Source organism: Synechococcus lacustris Maggiore-St4-Slac, from assembly GCF_024345595.1.
GTDB classification, from domain to species: domain Bacteria; phylum Cyanobacteriota; class Cyanobacteriia; order PCC-6307; family Cyanobiaceae; genus Synechococcus_D; species Synechococcus_D lacustris.
Window position 1 is genome coordinate 120,600 of sequence record NZ_JAGQBK010000004.1, and the last position, 16,709, is coordinate 137,308.

Consider the following 16,709-nt stretch of genomic DNA (forward strand, 5'->3'; position numbering starts at 1 on the left):
CCATGACCGTTGCTGAATTAGCCAACTTAGAACTCCTAAAAGGCAAGGGCTTACCTCAATTCGATGCGATTGATGCTTCCCAAGTAAACGAAGGCATCCCAGCCCTGCTGCTGGATTTAAAAGAGCAGCTTGATTCGCTAGAACTTTTGATTGAAGCCGAAGAAAAGGCTGGAAATATTCTTCAATGGAACCAGTTGATGGCTCCACTGCAGCAGCTGGGCGAAAGGCTTAGGTGGAGTTGGGGTTTGGTTTGTCACCTGTTGGGGGTGTGCAATAACCCAAGCCTGCGGGAGGCCCATCAGCAAAATCAAGCAGCGGTGGTGCAATTCTCTAGCCGTATTGCCCAATCAAAACCCATTTATCGGGCCCTATTAGCCCTTGAACAACAAGATGAAAGTTTAGATAATTGCCAAAAACGTATTATCAAATCTGAATTACTCGGAATGCGGCTGAGGGGTGTGGGTTTAGCAGCAGATCAACAGGAGATATTTAATCAGTTAAGCGAACAATTGAGTGCGCTTGCCACAAGTTTTAGCAATAATCTGCTTGATAGCACTGCAAATTGGAGCTTATTACTAACGGATGAGAGTCAAATTGCAGGCTGTCCCCATAGCTTAAGAGAACTTTTAGCTCAAGCTGCCCGTGAAAAAGACCATCCTGATGCCAATGCAAATAATGGACCATGGCTATTGGGTTTAGATCAACCGCGCTATGGACCATTTATGCAATTTAGTGAATCGAGGCAACTCAGGGAAAAATTATATAGGGCTTTTATTAGCAGGGCAGCCACTGAACCAAACAACAATCAACAATTAACATCTGAAATCCTTAAATTACGTCAACAGAAAGCCGAATTACTTGGCTATGCAAATTGGGCAGAGGTGAGCCTTGCAACCAAAATGGCTCCATCTGTTGCGGCAGTAGAGGGGCTATTGGAGGATTTAAGGAATCCAAGCATTGAATTTGGCAAGCAGGAGTTGGCTGAATTAATGGCATTGGCTCCGAATAAAACCAAGCTAGAAGCCTGGGATATGAGCTATTTAAGTGAAAAGTTAAGGCAGGAACGTTTCAACCTAGATAGTGAAGCATTACGCCCGTGGTTTCCCCTGCCCCAGGTACTAGATGGATTGTTTGCCCTCTGCGAAAGGATCTTTGCAATTCGAATTGAAATAGCCGATGGCCAAGCGCCCATTTGGCACCAAGATGTGCGCTACTTCAAAGTGTTTGAGGCCGATACAGGTAGCCAACTGGCCTCCTTCTACCTCGACCCCTACAGCAGGCCAGGTAGTAAACGTGGTGGAGCCTGGATGGATGAATGTTTAGGTCGGCAGCGTAATAGTGAAGGCGAAATAGTATTACCAGTTGCCTATTTAATTTGCAATCAAAGCCCACCGGTAGGTGAAACCCCTAGCTTGATGACCTTCAATGAAGTTGAAACCCTATTTCATGAATTCGGCCACGGCTTACAGCATATGCTCACAACTGTGGAGCAACCGGAAGCAGCCGGCATAAACGGTGTTGAGTGGGATGCCGTTGAATTGCCAAGCCAATTCATGGAGAACTGGTGCTACGAAGAAAAAACGCTTAATTCCATTGCTCGCCATTGGCAAAGCGGTGAACCATTACCGAATCAGGAACGCCAAAAACTATTTAAGGCCCGCAATTTCATGGCTGGTGCCGCCACCCTAAGGCAGGTGCATCTCGCCTTAACAGACCTCCATTTACATGCCCATTGGCGCGCTGATTCTGGCGTTAGCCCTGAGCAAATGCGGCGGCAAATTGCTTTAAATACAACCTTGTTACCGCCACTTGAAGAAGATGCAATGCTTTGCAGCTTTGGGCATATCTTTGCTGGTGGTTATTCCGCTGGTTATTACAGTTATAAATGGGCAGAGGTATTAAGTGCCGATGCCTTTGCTGCCTTTGAAGAGGTGGGCTTAGAGAATGAAGTCGCCCTACAAGCAACTGGCAGACGCTTTCGCGCAACGGTTTTAAGCCTTGGGGGTAGCAGAGCGCCCCAAGAGATTTTTGAGCAATTTCGTGGTCGCCCCCCCTGCGCTGCTGCCCTACTAAAACATTCGGGGTTAACCCATTAATCACGGCGCCGGCGCACGGCTACGCAACCGTTAAAACCTGCTATTGGCGCATTGCACTTCCGCAGTTCTATTTCGAATGGCATCACTCCATAAATTGAATCAATAGTTTTAATTACTTGCTCCGAAAAGCATTCAATTGTTTGGCAATTTATTTGCCTAGCAAGTTGCCTTATCGATTCAATCACATCTGCATAGTTAAGCGTTTTTGTTAGATCATCATTTTCCCCAGCCGCTGCTAGGGGTAAATATAGGTTGATATCCAACTCAAACCATTGGCCATATTTACGTTCCCATTCGAGAACCCCCACATGGGCCCAAAGCCGAAGCCCACGGATAATAACGGCATCATTCATTTACTTAAAGTGCTAAATCTTGATGTTTAAATTTGCTTTCGCCGCTGCTATAGGAGCTAACCACTTGGCCGCTTCCGCGCAACCTATAGCGATAGGTAACCAAACCCTCTAGGCCAACGGGTCCCCTTGGAGGCATTGTTTGGGTACTTATGCCAACCTCTGCGCCAAAGCCATAACGAAATCCATCGGCGAATCTAGTTGAACAATTGTGATACACACCAGCGCTATCAACCCTGGCAAGAAATTGTTCAGCTGTATTGGCATCACTGCTGCAAATGGCATCTGTATGACGGGAGCCATAACGCTCTATGTGGGCTAGGGCCGTTTCAAAATCAGGCACCACTCGTATGGCAAGGATTAAATCTAAATATTCCTCACTCCAATCAAACTCTTGAGCAGCCTTGCCAACACCATGGCGTTGCGCTTCAGAATCACCCCGCAATTCCACCCCAGCTTGCAGCAGAGCTGGCACCGCCGCCTGAAGGAAATCAGCTGCCACCTCTCGATGAACTAGAAGGGTTTCCAATGCATTGCAAGCAGCTGGATATTGCGTTTTACTATCTAATGTAATAGCTACGGCTTGATTAATATCTACTATGCGATCAATATATAAATGGCACACCCCATCCGCATGGCCTAAAACAGGAATGCGGGTGTTGTCTTGAATAAAACGAACCAATTCATTAGACCCGCGCGGAATTATCAAATCAACCAAGCCATCGAGTTTTAATAGGGCAAGACTTTCCTCCCTACTGGTGAGCAATGCAAGCGCATTGGGATCTACCACTGATCGTTGCAAACCATCCTGCAACGCCTGCATAATTGCTGCGCAACTTGCAATCGCTTCTCTACCGCCTTTAAGGATTGCCCCATTACCAGATCGAATCGCAAGGGCTGCAATTTGAATAACAGCATCGGGTCGAGCTTCAAATATCACCCCTAAAACACCGAGCGGAACACTCACCCGCTCCAATAAAAGCCCATCATCCAAAGCTCGATGCAACTGGCGGCAACCGAGGGGATCCGACAAGCCGGCCAATTGCCTAACCCCTGCTATCGCAGCATCTAACTTGGCTCGATCCAGCTTTAGCCTCGCCAGCAAAGCCGGTGCCAATTCCTCTGCCGCAGCAGCAGTTAGATCCTCAGCATTTGCCTTAAGGATCGTTTCCCCATGCAGTTCAAGGGAATCGGCCATCGCAAATAGGGCCTGCTGCCTTTCGGCATTGCTGCAGCGGGCCAGAACAAGGGCATGGCGCCTAAGGCTTGCAGCCCTAGCCAATAGTTCAGGGCTGGGGTTTGCAATCGGATTGCTTAGGGCTGGAGCCATGGCTGCTTTGGATTTTTTCTTGCAAATATCATCACTGCCCAGGGGTGAGCAGTTTGTTGAGCGCCAGCCGAGCCGCCCCAAGGCGACCAGCCCCATTACCTAAGGCGGCGGGCAAGATCGCTAAACCCTCGCGGCTAGGAGCTAAAACCCGGCGCTGCACCTCAGCCTTTAGGGCGGGGGCGAAATAGGGAAAAGCAGCACTCAGGCCACCGCCTAAAAGCAGCCGCTGGGGAGTGAAGCAATAAATCAAAGAGCTGATGCCACAACCAAGCAAAGCGCCATAACGGTGCCAGGCAGCCAGGGCACTTTGATCACCGGTGGCAGCCAATCTGGATAACTCAGCTGGGGCGTGGCCGCTTGCTTTTGTGAGGGCAGAAATACTGCAAAAGCTTTCAATGGAGCCATTATTGCCACTATTGCAAGCTGGGCCATTGGGATCAAGACCAATTAAGCCAGGCTCCACCGCCGCACCATTACAACCCAGAAATAATTGGCCAGCAATTATTACCCCGCCACCAACTCCTGTACCTAAAGTAAGCAACACAAGATCATCAAATCCTTTACCAGCCCCCCTCCAATGTTCACCATATACGGCGCAGTTACCATCATTTCCGAGCACCACAGGTAGATTTAATTTTGTTTCCAACCAATCGGCCAGAGGCACATCCTGCCAACCGGGTAAATTAATACATATACGGGCGATTCTGCCTGTGCCATCAATTGGTCCTGGGATACCAACGCCAATAACTGAAGCTTGATGCTCAGGATCTAACTGATGAATCATTTCTATTAACTTAGAACATATGGCTTCCGGTGTAGCTGGGGATGGAGTTGGTTGGTTTAGTTCAGCAAGCAAATCACCAGCTTGATTAAAGCGAGCTAATTTCAAACCAGTGCCACCAACATCAACACCGATCAATTGAGCTTGATTTTGCCTGATTCCAATCATCAGCTCCTCCAAATAGCTTTAGTAGGGAAAGAACAAAATTGCACTTAGAAGCGGAAAAATAATTGAACCTGGCTTTGCCAGCGGCCCTGTTGGTCAAAGGACCCCTGTAAACCTAAGTTGTCGGTGGCTTGGAAGCGCAAGGTGGCCTCTGGGGGAATGTCGCTGCGATTAGGCGCTGCCAATACAGATAAATTAATTCGATCCGTAATATCCAAACCCACCTCTGAACCGAGCACCAATTTGGATGGCACCCTTCGATTACTGCTGGTGGAGCTAGTGGAATTAGCTACGTATGGATCAAGGAAAGCTGGGTATAAAGCCACGTTGAGCCTTTGACCCAGCAGTTCAGAAAAACCACCAACAACAGGTGTGAGCAGGGTTTGACCTAAAACCGTTACCAATGCCGTGCCCGCATCCCCCCCGGCCAAACCAGCCAAGGAATTACCACCCAAAAGGGCGATCAAACGCTCCCGCGGCAGTGGGGGAAAACTACGCAATTCAAGGTTGTCGCCGATGCGATCCGCTGGGCCTTGAACCTTCACAAGCACTTTTACTAAGTTAAGGCGATCAAGATTTGAATAGCTGCCCTGTAATTGATCACCGCTCTGGGGGCCCGCCCGCTCACCACTGCGCACCTGATCAGAAACCCTTGTTGTTAGGGCTAAATCGAGGTAAGGAATAAGCCCAAGGGATGGGGTGAAAACCGCCACGTTTGGGCTGTTGTTATCAAGGCGCAAACTGCTGGTAAATACATTGATCCTGCCCTGCAATAGTCGTACCACCCCAGAAAGTTGAATATCTGGTCCCAAGATGCCATTTAAACTAACTAAACCAGCCAAACTAAAATCTGCAACCGGCGGAGCTGTTATGCGTAGATCAGGCCCAAGAGTTAAGCGTAAATCTTTTAATTTCAAGATCCCAAATGCAGGAATGGCTTGGCGCAGTGCCACCCCAGAACTTGATTCAACAGTTGGGCCTAGCAACACCAGCGGTTGCTGAAATTGCCATTTGATTTCTGGCAACCTTTGCTCTAGCGGTATTTTTTTGCCATTAGCTCCAGCCAACTGGGTTGCTGCCAGTTGCAATCGACCATTGCTCAGAGCGAGCTCACCTCCAAGTTCGGGCTTAAGTAAAGTGCCAGTAAGTAATAGCTCTCCATCGCTACGCAGCCTGAGGTTTTGCTGTTGAATAGGAACATTATTAAAGCCAATTTTAACTCCTTTGGGATCACTTTGATCGGAGATATTAATTAAAGGCAAACTACCTTTAGCTTCGATATTTCCGCTGCCAACAGAGGCGCTAAACTCTTCAATAACCAGCCGTTTAAAATCAAAAAACAAGGCCGCTTGCAGCTTATTTAATGTTTGGCCCGCCACCTTAATTTCCGCGTCGCGAAGGCGAATAAAACCGTTGGCAATCGGTTTTTGACGGCTACCACGCACCAATAACTGAAGATCTGCCGAACCCTCACGCCATTCCATGGTGCTTTTGAGTAGGGCCGCAAGGAATATCAAACCGTCGTTTCTACTTGAAAGACGGAGTTCCATTCCCTCCTGCGTTGGGTTTAGGGGTAGCCGACCGCTTAGGTCGATACTGCTGCTGGCGGCGCCGCCCCTGAGGGCAAGATCCAAATCCAAAAGCTTATTTTTTAATTCAATTCGGCCCCGCTCAAGCCGCAGCACTTGGTTGCGCAACATGCCTTGCTCAAGTGCAAGTTCCACCTGGATACCTTGATCAGCCTTGCCACTGCTCCACTTCCCCCTACCGCTGAGGGCACCGCGCAAACCCGATGGCACTGGCGTAAGCAGGGCAATCAAGCCAATGGGCAAGCCACTAAAGCTGAAATCACCACTCCCCTGGCCCTGAATAGAAACCACAAAGGGTTGCAATTGCAGCGGCTTATCAAAGTTCTGAGCCTCAAGCCAGATCTGCCCCCGGGCAGCAGCAGAGAGATTTAATTGCCTGGTGTTGGGTCCCCGCAAACTGATATCGGCATCCATCAGGCCCCGCAGGGCCTCCGGGGAAGTGCGGCCATTGCCTGAATCAACGCTGCGCGCCGCAGCAACTTGAGCTTCAGCCTGGCGCAACAACAGCAATTGACCATCCAGGTTTTCCCCTAGGGTTGCAATATCAAGGCCAAGCAGATCAACAGCCTTGCCTTGACCAAACTTATTTAGCGGTTGACTAAAGCTTTGCCAGAGGTTCCAAATCGCCTTTGGCTGTAGGCGACGCCCCCGCGCCTGTAGATCTAATTGACCGGCAATTGCACCTTTTGCAATCAGGCTTACTTCAGCACCATCACCTGAATCCAAGTTTGCCTTGATGGCATAGCCAGGGCTGCGTAATTTACCGCTGAGAACAATTGATTTTCCGCGCCATAGGGCGATGGCTGGCCGTTGCCAAATGGCAGAACCCGCCAAGGAAAAAGGCGCCCTCTCCAGATTGCCACTGCCCGTAAGGAAGCCGCCAAACAACAACGGCTTGCGCCCCCGTAGCTGCCACCGCAGGGGTTCTAAAGGCCATTGCTGCGCCCACCAGCGGTAACCAGCGGCGGCGGCAACCAGCCGCAATTCACCTGGGCCTTGTTGCCAGCTGAGATTTTGCAGTGCCCCAGCCCGCCAGTTGCCAGTGATCAATCCAGATCCTGAACGCAACCAAAAATTGTTTTGTTGCCACTTTCCGCTCCATTCACCCGGCAGCTGTAGGGGCCCATAGGCGGGATTTTGCAGCAATAGCTTTCCCTGCAAAACTGGTTTTTGGAGGCTGCCGCTCAGCTCGGCAGTGGCATTTAAAAAGCCAGCAAACTGTTGATTTGGGCTTAATTTTTGCAAATTAAAGCGATCTAGCGAAATGAGCCCAGCCACTGCGCCTTTGGCGAGGGGCATACCTTTTTTGGGTTGCCAATAGCCATTGATTCGGAATGGTCCATTCGCCAACACCTCCAATCTTCCTGCCCGCCAGCTGTAGCTGCCCCGCAAAGGATCCTTGAGGCGGGGAACGGCAAAAGCAAAGTTTCCGCCAAGGCTTTTCAAACTTCCATGGCCAAAGCCTTTACCACTTGCCTTGAGATTGCCCCTAAAAGTGCTTGCCCAGGTGATGCTCGGGCTTGAGAGCCACCATCTACCAGCATCTAAACCTCCACGGCCACTTAAAAGCGAGTAACCAGCTGGCTTGGTTGGGGCCACAGCGGAAAACCTTTGCAGCCGCCACTTGCTTCCAGATCCCTCCAAAGCAGCAAGCAGCTTCAGCTTTGGAATTGCAGAGCTGCTCTCCAGGTGGCCCGCCAGGGCAAATCGCAATTTGCTCGGTTGATTCCAGCGCAGGTTGCCAGCGAGATCGCCGCGCCAAGCGGCCCACTGCCACGGGGCCGGGGCTAAAACCAATTCCTCCCCTTTGCAAACCAATTTCAAGTTTTTGGCCTGCAGAGGATCGCCCAATTGGAATGAAAAGCGCTCAAGCCCCAATGGGCCCCAGCACTGCCAGCGGCCGTTGCGACGGTTTAACAGCAATAAGCCGCTGCTAGAACCATGCACTTTTCCCCTTGCAAAACTTGGCAAAAAGGCATTGATCGGTTTTAGAGGTAATTGCTGCAGGGCCAGTTGCAGCTGCAGGTTGCCCCCTTCGCCCCAATGATTTCTAAGTTTTAAACGAAGCGGTGCAAACGATTGTTTATTCGAAATTGGCCTAATGCCAGGCCATAAGTGGGCATGAAGATCTAGCTTGCGATTTGGCAAATCAAGATCTAACTGGCCTTGGCTGGCACTCCACTGGCCCCCCCTATCAAGCGCTAGGCGCGCCGAATTGAGCAATTTAAGTTGCAATCTCAGGCGTGGTGCTTTGCCTCGCCCCCGGGGAAAAACCCAATAGGAACCATCCCTATTGCGATTCAAATGCAGTTGGTAGTTGCTTAAACCAATCTGCAAAACAAGTTCCCGTTGCTGCCAGCTTTTAAGCAGATCCGGCAGTAACCAAACCTGCTGGGCAGCCATGGTTGAGCTATCCAGGCCACTGGGGCCTACCCGGGTTGGTCCGAAGCCGATTCCAGCGGGGCCGATGCCTTGAAATGGCCCCAAATCAACGGGGTGGGCAAGGCCCCTTTCAAGCCAGAATTCCAGCTGACGGTGCCAGGCAGCTGTTTTGCTGTCCCCAGAGAAAGGGGCAACACCACAGCCGGCGATGCTAAGCAGCCCCAGCAAGCTAAATGGGCCTACGACCCGCTGGATCAATCCCCCCATGGCGGCGGTGATTTCTTCCAGGTTTGGCGCAATATAAGGTTTAACCAGATTTGATTCATGGGTATCAATGGCCGCTGATCCACTGCTACTAAAAGCAGGCACCTGGATAGGCATCGCAGCGGCTTTTATCGGTTTAACCACAGCGATCGGCTTTTGGAAAGGTTGGGCTATCCGCTTTCGTTTAGTGGGTGTAACGAGTTTCACCTTGCTTTTAGCTTTGGGTTGCGCTGCTTTTGCCATCAGCTACAGCCCGAGGCTCAAGGTGGAAGGGGCCCTTTATGTGCCGGTTGTTTACGACAACGGCAGCGATTTGGTTGTTGCAGCAGCCGGCGCTGATTTCCCTAAAGAAGCGGTGCAGCCCACCCTGCAACAACTAGCCACAAACCTGCGCGGCAGTGGTCGAAATAGTGGTGATGGCTTAGTTCATGTGAAATTGCGTAGCTTGCAAGATCAGGCTGATGGCAGCAGCAAACCAGTGGTTTTAGGGGAAGCGATTCGCGATCTAAAAACAGGGTTGGTTACCCAGCCAGAGAACTGACACTGCAACCAGCCAAGGGGAACCGCTTGGACCTGAAATGAACTGATCTGATTAATTGGCTGGAAATGGCTTCCCATCGCCTGTTGCCAAGCTTGGCTGGGTTGGTTTTAAGCCTCAGCTTTAGTGGCGCCTATGCAGGGGCAAGCCCCCTGCTGGAATCGGTTAAACAAAACAAACAACTTGCCCAACAGTTGTGCGGTGAATTCCGCAAACTCAATGCCAGCGGTCAAAAGGCCCATGGACCGGTTGCTGTTCGCAGCACTGCTGCCAGCCAGGGCCTTAGCACCATCGACGCCGAAATTCTCAACACCTATGTGGTGGGAATGTATTGCCCTGAAGTGCGTTGAGTTTTGGCAGTTGAAGTAAAACAACTTGCCATCCCAATGGGGGATGGGGTTCTACTTCGCGGTGAACTTTGGCAACCAGCAGGAAGGGGTAGATGGCCAGGGCTATTGATGCGTCAGCCCTACGGCCACCGCCTTGCATCCACCGTTGTGTATGCCCATCCGAGCTGGTATGCCCAGCAGGGCTATTTAGTTTTTGTTCAAGATGTGAGGGGCTGCGGTGAATCGGAAGGGGAGTTCCAGGGCTTTAGCCAAGAGATCAGCGATGGCAGCAGCAGCCTGCTGGCCCTGAGAAGTCACCCCCTCTGTAATGGGCGCGTTGGCAGTTACGGCTTTAGTTATCAAGGCCTTACCCAGCTATTAGGTAACCCCGCCGATGCCATGGCTCCTGCCATGACCGGTTGGAACCAACGTTTACACCTGGCAAGTGAAGGAGGTGCCCATTTTTATGCAAATAATTTGGCCTGGGGCCTCCAGTTAGCAGCCGAACAATGCAGGCGTTCAAATAAAAACGATCAATGGAATGCCATCCGCGCAAGCCTGCAAGGGGGTGATTTTCTTGTTAACGGGCTTGAGCTACTACGCCAGGTAAATCCAGGAAATCCAGTGCTGGCCTGGTTTAACCGTAATCCACTAGCGGCGGAATCCTGGCAGGAGCAGGCACCGGATCCAGCGGTTTTGCGATTGCCCCTATTACTACCCCAGGGTTGGCACGACCCTTACTTGAGGGGCGGCCTTGATATTTGGAAACTCAGTAAGCAAGCTGGCGGCAACCCATTGCTGCGCATCGGACCCTGGAGCCACTTGAGCTGGGATCGCAGGGTTGGCAGTGTTGACCAAGGGCCCCACGCCTGTGGTGGGGTAGATGAATGGCAACTTGCTTTTTTTGATCAGCACCTGCGCGATCGCTTACCGCCTAAGGAAGCAGTTCCCTGCTTGGTTTTTGATTTACTCGCCAAGGTTTGGCAACAAAGGGATCCAGCGCGGCCCAGCAATCAAACCTGGGGCTTGAGCAGTGGAGGCTTAGCCGCCAGCCGCAGTGATGAGGGTGAGCTCTTAGCAAATCACCAAGGCAGGGGCATTGTGTATTGGGTGCACGACCCCTGGAGAGCGGCGCCTGGATGCGGTGGCCACCTGGGTGCAGATGCGGGGATCCAGGAGAGAGGCGCTATTGATGGCAGAGCTGATGTGGTTTGTTTCACGGGCGCCCCAGTTAAGGAGCCACTAGAGCTCTGGGGTGCACCGCAACTAACAGTGGTGGTGGCAGCTGATCAAGCGGGCTTCGACCTTTGCGCCAGCTTGGCGGTGGTGCGCAAGCAAGGAGCAGAGGTGTTGGTTCTAAGCACAGGCATTTTGAGGCAACTGGGGGAACACTGCTTGCATTTGGCACCTAGGCAAGTGCAACTTCAACCGCTGCTGGCCACTCTGCAACCAGGGGAGCAGCTCAGATTGTGCATAGCTGCTGCCGCCTGGCCCCAGGTAAGCGTGAATCGCGGTGATGGCCATTGGGCTCCTGGGCCCGTGGGGCCAGAACATCTCAGCATTCGTTTGGAGATGCAATTAGAAGGAAGTGGTTTGGAGCTCAAAGCTATGGGGTAAAGGGGCCACGAATCCGTTTAGGCTCCGGCACAGCTATGGAAAAGGGCCGCGATGGTTGTGGAAAGCATTGATTGGATGTTTGCCGATGGCGAGCGGCTAGCCACCTGCAGCCACAACCACCCCTTTGCGGTGCTAGGCCCCCAGCCCCTAGCTGATGGCAACTGGGTAGTGCGGGCATGGCTGCCCGATGCAAACCAAGTGTGGCTCTTGCACCAGGGCCAGGAATTGGCGATGGAATGCCCCCATCACCCTTGGTTATTTGAACAAGTGCTGCCCCAAGAGCCAGGCAGTGGCTACAGGCTGAGGGTTCACAGGGCTGGCATTACCCATGAACAACACGATCCCTTTGCCTTCCGTGAGGAATGGATGGGGGAAATGGATCGCCACCTTTTCTCTGAGGGTAACCACCACCACATTTGGCGCAGGATGGGTGCCCACCCCACCGAACAACAGGGGGTGGCAGGGGTGCAATTTTGTGTGTGGGCGCCCAGTGCCCGCAGTGTTGCCCTAATTGGCGATTGCTGTGGCTGGGACGGCAGACACCTGCCGATGCAACAACGCCTGGGGGGCAGCTGGGAATTATTTGTGCCTGGAATTGGCGTAGGCCATCGCTACAAATATGAGGTGCGCAGCCAAAACGGCCACTGCTACGAGAAGGCCGATCCCTATGGATTTCAACATGAGGTAAGGCCCCTGCAGGCATCGCTGGTGGCAGATCTGAATAACTACGAATGGAACGACACCAGTTGGTTGCAGCAAAGGGATAGCCGTAATCCCCTCGACCAGCCCGTTTCTGTTTACGAAATGCATCTGGGCAGTTGGATGCATGGTGGCGCTGATCAGCCATACATAGAAAGCAACGGTGAAGCTAGAACCCCAGTTCCAGCTGCCGATTTAAAACCTGGAGCCCGCTTACTCACCTATCCAGAATTAGCTGATCGCGTTATTCCATACGTAAAGGCAAGGGGCTTCACCCACATTGAATTAATGCCCGTTGCAGAGCATCCATTCGATGGTTCATGGGGTTATCAAGTAACGGGCTTCTATGCACCAACAAGTAGATTTGGGCCCTTAAATGAATTCAAGGCTTTTGTTGATCGCTGCCATAAAGAGGGCATCGGTTTGATCCTGGATTGGGTGCCTGGACACTTCCCTAAAGATGCCCACGGCCTCGCTTTCTTTGATGGCAGCCATCTCTATGAACATGGTGATTCCCGCATCGGTGAGCATAAGGAATGGGGAACACTAATTTTTAATTACAGTAGAAATGAGGTTAGGAATTTCCTGGTTTCAAATCTTCTATTTTGGTTTGAAGAATTTCACATTGATGGCATCCGCGTAGATGCGGTTGCATCGATGCTTTATCGCGATTACCTAAGGCCTGATGGTGAATGGTTACCCAATGAACATGGGGGCAGGGAGAATCTTGAAGCCGTTCGCTTTATGCAACAGGCAAATTCAGTGCTATTCCACTATTTCCCTGGTGCCCTGGCGATCGCAGAGGAATCCACCACTTGGCCGATGGTTACGATGCCAACCCACATGGGGGGCCTTGGTTTCAACCTGAAGTGGAACATGGGTTGGATGCACGACATGCTCGATTACTTCGAGCTAGATCATTGGTTCCGTCAGTTCCACCAAAACAACATAACCTTCTCAATTTGTTATCAATACACTGAAAATTTCATGCTCGCCTTAAGCCACGACGAAGTGGTACACGGCAAGAGCCACCTGCTCCATAAGATGCCGGGTAGCGATGAATTAAAATTCGCTAATGTAAGGGCATTGCTCACATTTATGTGGACCCACCCTGGAAAGAAAACAATATTTATGGGTATGGAGTTTGGTCAAAGGGGTGAATGGAACGTGTGGGGTGATCTCGAATGGGACAAGCTTCAATATCCAGCCCATCAGGGCCTATTAAACCTGGTGGACGACCTTAACAGTTTCTATAAATCAGAGCCAGCATTATGGCGCAGTGATTTTGCTAATTACGGTTTTCAGTGGATAGATTGCGACGACAACAGCCACAGTGTTGTGAGCTTCATGCGCCGCGATGAGCACGGTGGGGATTGGGTGGTGGTGGTTTGTAATTTCACCCCTGAAGGCCATGGCAACTACCGCATTGGCGTTCCTGTTAACGGCTTCTATAAAGAAGCTTTCAACAGCGATAGTTCACGCTATGGCGGCACTAACCAAGGTAATTTGGGCGGCAAGTTCAGCGATGGCCAAGCTATGCATGGCTACGAACAATCCCTCGATCTCTGCCTGCCACCATTAAGCGTATTGGTGTTAAAGCTCGACCCCAGTCGCCAATTAGCTGCGGCAATCCATGAAGAGAGCGCCAAATAAGGTTGATTGGTCGGGTAGCGTCAGCGGCTAACTCTCCTCCCTTGCTGCCATGAGCAACGCCTTACCCCTGCTGCTGCGTGCCGCCCGTGGTGAACAGGTGGAGCGTCCCCCCGTGTGGATGATGAGGCAGGCGGGTAGATACATGAAGGTGTATCGGGATTTGCGCGATCGCCATCCCTCCTTCCGCGACCGCTCAGAAAATCCAGATCTCTCCTATGAGATATCAATGCAACCCTTCCAGGCCTTCCAGCCGGATGGGGTGATTCTGTTTTCAGACATCCTCACCCCCCTGCCGGGGATGGGCATTGATTTCGACATCATTGAAAGCAGGGGGCCAATCATTGATCCACCCATACGTTCGATTGCCCAAGTGGAGGCCCTGCGCCCGCTTGAACCTGCCAGCAGCCTCGCTTTTGTAGGGGAGGTACTCGGCAGGCTTAGGGAGAGTGTTGGTTCAGAGGCAGCCGTGCTCGGTTTCGTTGGTGCCCCCTGGACCTTGGCTGCCTACGCAGTTGAAGGTAAAAGCAGCAAAGACTATGCGGTGATCAAGGCGATGGCCTTTAGGGAACCGCAATTAATGCATCGATTGCTTTCCCACTTTGCCGACAGCATCGCCACTTACGTGAACTATCAAATTGATAGTGGCGCCCAAGTTGTTCAACTATTTGATTCATGGGCTGGCCAACTGAGCCCGATTGATTACGACACCTTTGCTGCCCCATACCAAAAACGGGTGATCGACCAGGTGCGAGCTAAGCATCCAGAAACACCGTTGATCCTCTACATATCAGGCAGCGCGGGGGTGCTTGAAAGGATGGCAGCCACAGGGGTTGACTTCATCTCCCTCGATTGGAGTGTTGATATGGCCGATGGCTGCAAACGCTTACCGCACCATGTGGGCATCCAGGGAAATGTGGATCCCGGCCTGCTATTCGGTACGCCGGAAGCGATTCGCCATCGCATCATCGATACGGTTCGTAAGGCGAGAGGCCGTAGGCACATTCTCAACCTGGGCCACGGCATTTTGCCTGGCACCCCGGAAGAAAATGCCAGGGTTTTCTTTGAAACAGGCAAACGGGTAAATGAACTAATGGGCACGGTGGGTTGAGGTGAGCCCCGAACGGATTCTGATCACCGGCGCCAGTGGCTGCGTTGGTCAACACATCTGCCATCAGTTATTTCAGCATTCAGATGCTGAGCTTTTGTTGTGGTTGCGCAACCCAAGCAAATTAACGGCCGTTCCCCACAACCATCCGCGCATAACCCTATTGGTGAGCGACCTACGCGATCAAAGCAGCCATGATCAACTGCTTAAGGGCGTTACCCGGGTAATACACACAGCCACAGCATGGGGCGACCCGTTGAGGGCAAAGCAGGTAAATGTTGATGCTGTAAAAGAATTATTAGCTCGTTTAGATCCAACAAAATTAAACCAAGTTATTTACTTTTCAACCGCAAGTATCTTAAACAAAGATTTACAGCTATTTGATGAAGCTGAAGAATTTGGAACTGAATATATCCAAACCAAAGCCCAATGCCTGCGCCAATTAGAAGCTCACCCATTGGCAGCAAAGATTGTTGCAGTGTTTCCCACCCTGGTATTTGGTGGCAGGGTTGATGGCATGGGGGCCTTCCCCAACAGCTATCTCACCTCAGGCCTTGGCGAGGCCATTGGCTGGCTATGGCTGGCCCGCTGGCTTCGTGCTGATTCCAGCTTTCATTTCATCCATGCGGCAGATATTGCAAAAGTGTGCTGCCACCTGTGTTTAGCCCCCCATCAAGCCAATCCAGAGGCCGGTCAAGGGGCCGTGCGGCGATTGGTGTTGGGTCAGCCGGCAATAACGATCAACAAAGCTGTTGCCCAGCTTTGTTGCTGGAGGGGAATGTGGCGCCCCCCTGGCATACCGCTGTGGGGTTGGTTAATTGAAGCCTTGATCAAGGTTCTGCCGATAGAAATCAACGCCTGGGATCGCTTCAGCATTCGCCAAAGACACTTTGTGCATAGCCCGATCAGCCCCCCAGAAAGATTTGGTTTGCATTCCCATGCCTCAAACCTTGAGGCGGTGTTCAACGAAGCCGGCCTACCCCAGCGGGGTCCCCTGCGCCAAGCAACTACATGTCAAAGCGTTGCAGAGGGCCCAAGCTAGGTAGAGCTTTTACTAAGTTGGTAAGGAAAATTTTTTGCGCCCATGCGTCGCCTAATTGGCCTAGTGGCCCTCTGTTTTGCTTTCATTTTCGGCAGCCTTTCCCTTGGTTCAGCCCCCGCCTATGCAGCGGACATTGCCCACGGCGCCCAGGTGTTTTCAGCCAACTGTGTGGCCTGTCACATGGGTGGCGGCAACGTGGTTAACGGTGAACGCACCCTCAAAGCTGAGGCTTTGGATGCATACCTCGCCGATTACAGCGCTGGCCATGAAGCTGCTATCGCCTATCAGGTAACCAATGGCAAGAACGCCATGCCAGCCTTTGGCGGCAAACTTTCCGACACCGACATTGCAGATGTTGCTTCCTATGTGGAAGACATGTCTGCCAAGGGCTGGAGCTGATCAGCTCTCCTGAAAATCCCTAGAAGATCAGGAAGCCGGCTTAGAAATAAGCCGGCTTTTTAGTGGTTATGCATTTCCCTGAATGGCCTTGCAATGGGCTAACAATTGAAGATAAAGATCCTCTGGAATTTCACGAATATCATATTCACTTGGCAGAACACCATGCTGAAAGCGGTGAACAGTAAGCCAGCAATTACGCTCTAGATCATTACTTGTATTTTTAAATGTATCCACCTCCATGGCAAGTGATTCAATTAAATCAAGCGGAAAAAGTTCAGCCATACAAAAAACAAGCCCCAGGGCAGACAAGCAATTGTTTTCTAGCTAGAAAGCCAGTAGTGCAAGCCTAGCAATGAAAATCAAACTGTTG

General features: G+C 51.5%; 13 protein-coding genes. 8 read left to right on the top strand and 5 right to left on the bottom strand.

Annotated features, from left to right (window positions below; genetic code table 11):
• Positions 1-2 precede the first annotated feature (2 nt).
• Positions 3-2,096, top strand: a complete 2,094-nt coding sequence (locus KBY68_RS04820) for a M3 family metallopeptidase (protein ID WP_255096108.1) — start codon at positions 3-5, stop codon at positions 2,094-2,096.
• Here KBY68_RS04820 and folB read toward each other — a convergent pair.
• From folB to KBY68_RS12300, 4 genes are read right to left on the bottom strand one after another with little or no spacing between them, the layout of a single operon-like run.
• Entirely contained in the window at positions 2,093-2,449 is a 357-nt protein-coding gene (gene folB, locus KBY68_RS04825) for a dihydroneopterin aldolase (RefSeq protein WP_255096110.1), read from the bottom strand. The genes KBY68_RS04820 and folB overlap by 4 nt on opposite strands.
• Positions 2,450-2,453: 4 nt before the next feature.
• Positions 2,454-3,776, bottom strand: coding sequence for a glutamate-5-semialdehyde dehydrogenase (locus KBY68_RS04830; RefSeq protein WP_255096111.1), 1,323 nt, complete (start codon positions 3,774-3,776; stop codon positions 2,454-2,456).
• Between the two features lie 31 nt (positions 3,777-3,807).
• Positions 3,808-4,725, bottom strand: coding sequence for an ROK family protein (locus tag KBY68_RS04835; RefSeq protein ID WP_255096112.1), 918 nt, complete (start codon positions 4,723-4,725; stop codon positions 3,808-3,810).
• Between the two features lie 44 nt (positions 4,726-4,769).
• Positions 4,770-9,062: a translocation/assembly module TamB domain-containing protein gene (locus KBY68_RS12300; protein ID WP_255096113.1), complete on the bottom strand. Its 4,293-nt coding sequence runs from the start codon at positions 9,060-9,062 to the stop codon at positions 4,770-4,772.
• Between KBY68_RS12300 and KBY68_RS04845 the strand changes: the two genes are divergently transcribed.
• The 7 genes from KBY68_RS04845 (at position 9,028) to KBY68_RS04875 (ending at position 16,339) form a co-directional block, all read left to right on the top strand.
• Positions 9,028-9,498 carry a Ycf51 family protein gene (locus KBY68_RS04845; protein ID WP_106499953.1) on the top strand — a complete coding sequence of 157 codons (471 nt, stop codon included), beginning with the start codon at positions 9,028-9,030 and terminating at the stop codon, positions 9,496-9,498. The genes KBY68_RS12300 and KBY68_RS04845 overlap by 35 nt on opposite strands.
• Positions 9,499-9,563: 65 nt before the next feature.
• Positions 9,564-9,845 carry a DUF8664 family protein gene (locus tag KBY68_RS04850; RefSeq protein WP_255096114.1) on the top strand — a complete coding sequence of 94 codons (282 nt, stop codon included), beginning with the start codon at positions 9,564-9,566 and terminating at the stop codon, positions 9,843-9,845.
• A 3-nt stretch (positions 9,846-9,848) separates the two neighbouring features.
• Entirely contained in the window at positions 9,849-11,441 is a 1,593-nt protein-coding gene (locus tag KBY68_RS04855) for a CocE/NonD family hydrolase (protein ID WP_255096115.1), read from the top strand.
• Positions 11,442-11,492: 51 nt separating this feature from the next.
• Positions 11,493-13,793 (top strand): 1,4-alpha-glucan branching protein GlgB, encoded by a 2,301-nt coding sequence (gene glgB / locus KBY68_RS04860; RefSeq protein WP_255096116.1) that lies wholly within the window; start codon positions 11,493-11,495, stop codon positions 13,791-13,793.
• 49 nt (positions 13,794-13,842) lie between these two features.
• A complete protein-coding gene (gene hemE, locus KBY68_RS04865) occupies positions 13,843-14,901 on the top strand; it encodes a uroporphyrinogen decarboxylase (RefSeq protein ID WP_255096117.1) in 1,059 nt (352 codons plus the stop codon).
• Between the two features lies 1 nt (position 14,902).
• Positions 14,903-15,940 (top strand): NAD-dependent epimerase/dehydratase family protein, encoded by a 1,038-nt coding sequence (locus KBY68_RS04870; protein WP_255096118.1) that lies wholly within the window; start codon positions 14,903-14,905, stop codon positions 15,938-15,940.
• 42 nt (positions 15,941-15,982) lie between these two features.
• Positions 15,983-16,339, top strand: a complete 357-nt coding sequence (locus tag KBY68_RS04875) for a c-type cytochrome (RefSeq protein WP_255096120.1) — start codon at positions 15,983-15,985, stop codon at positions 16,337-16,339.
• Between the two features lie 66 nt (positions 16,340-16,405).
• On the opposite strand, the gene KBY68_RS04880 is transcribed toward KBY68_RS04875, so the two are convergent.
• The gene (locus KBY68_RS04880; RefSeq protein ID WP_255096121.1) at positions 16,406-16,621 is read right to left on the bottom strand and encodes a DUF8662 family protein; all 216 of its coding nucleotides are present in this window, start codon (positions 16,619-16,621) and stop codon (positions 16,406-16,408) included.
• Between the last annotated feature and the right edge of the window lie 88 nt (positions 16,622-16,709).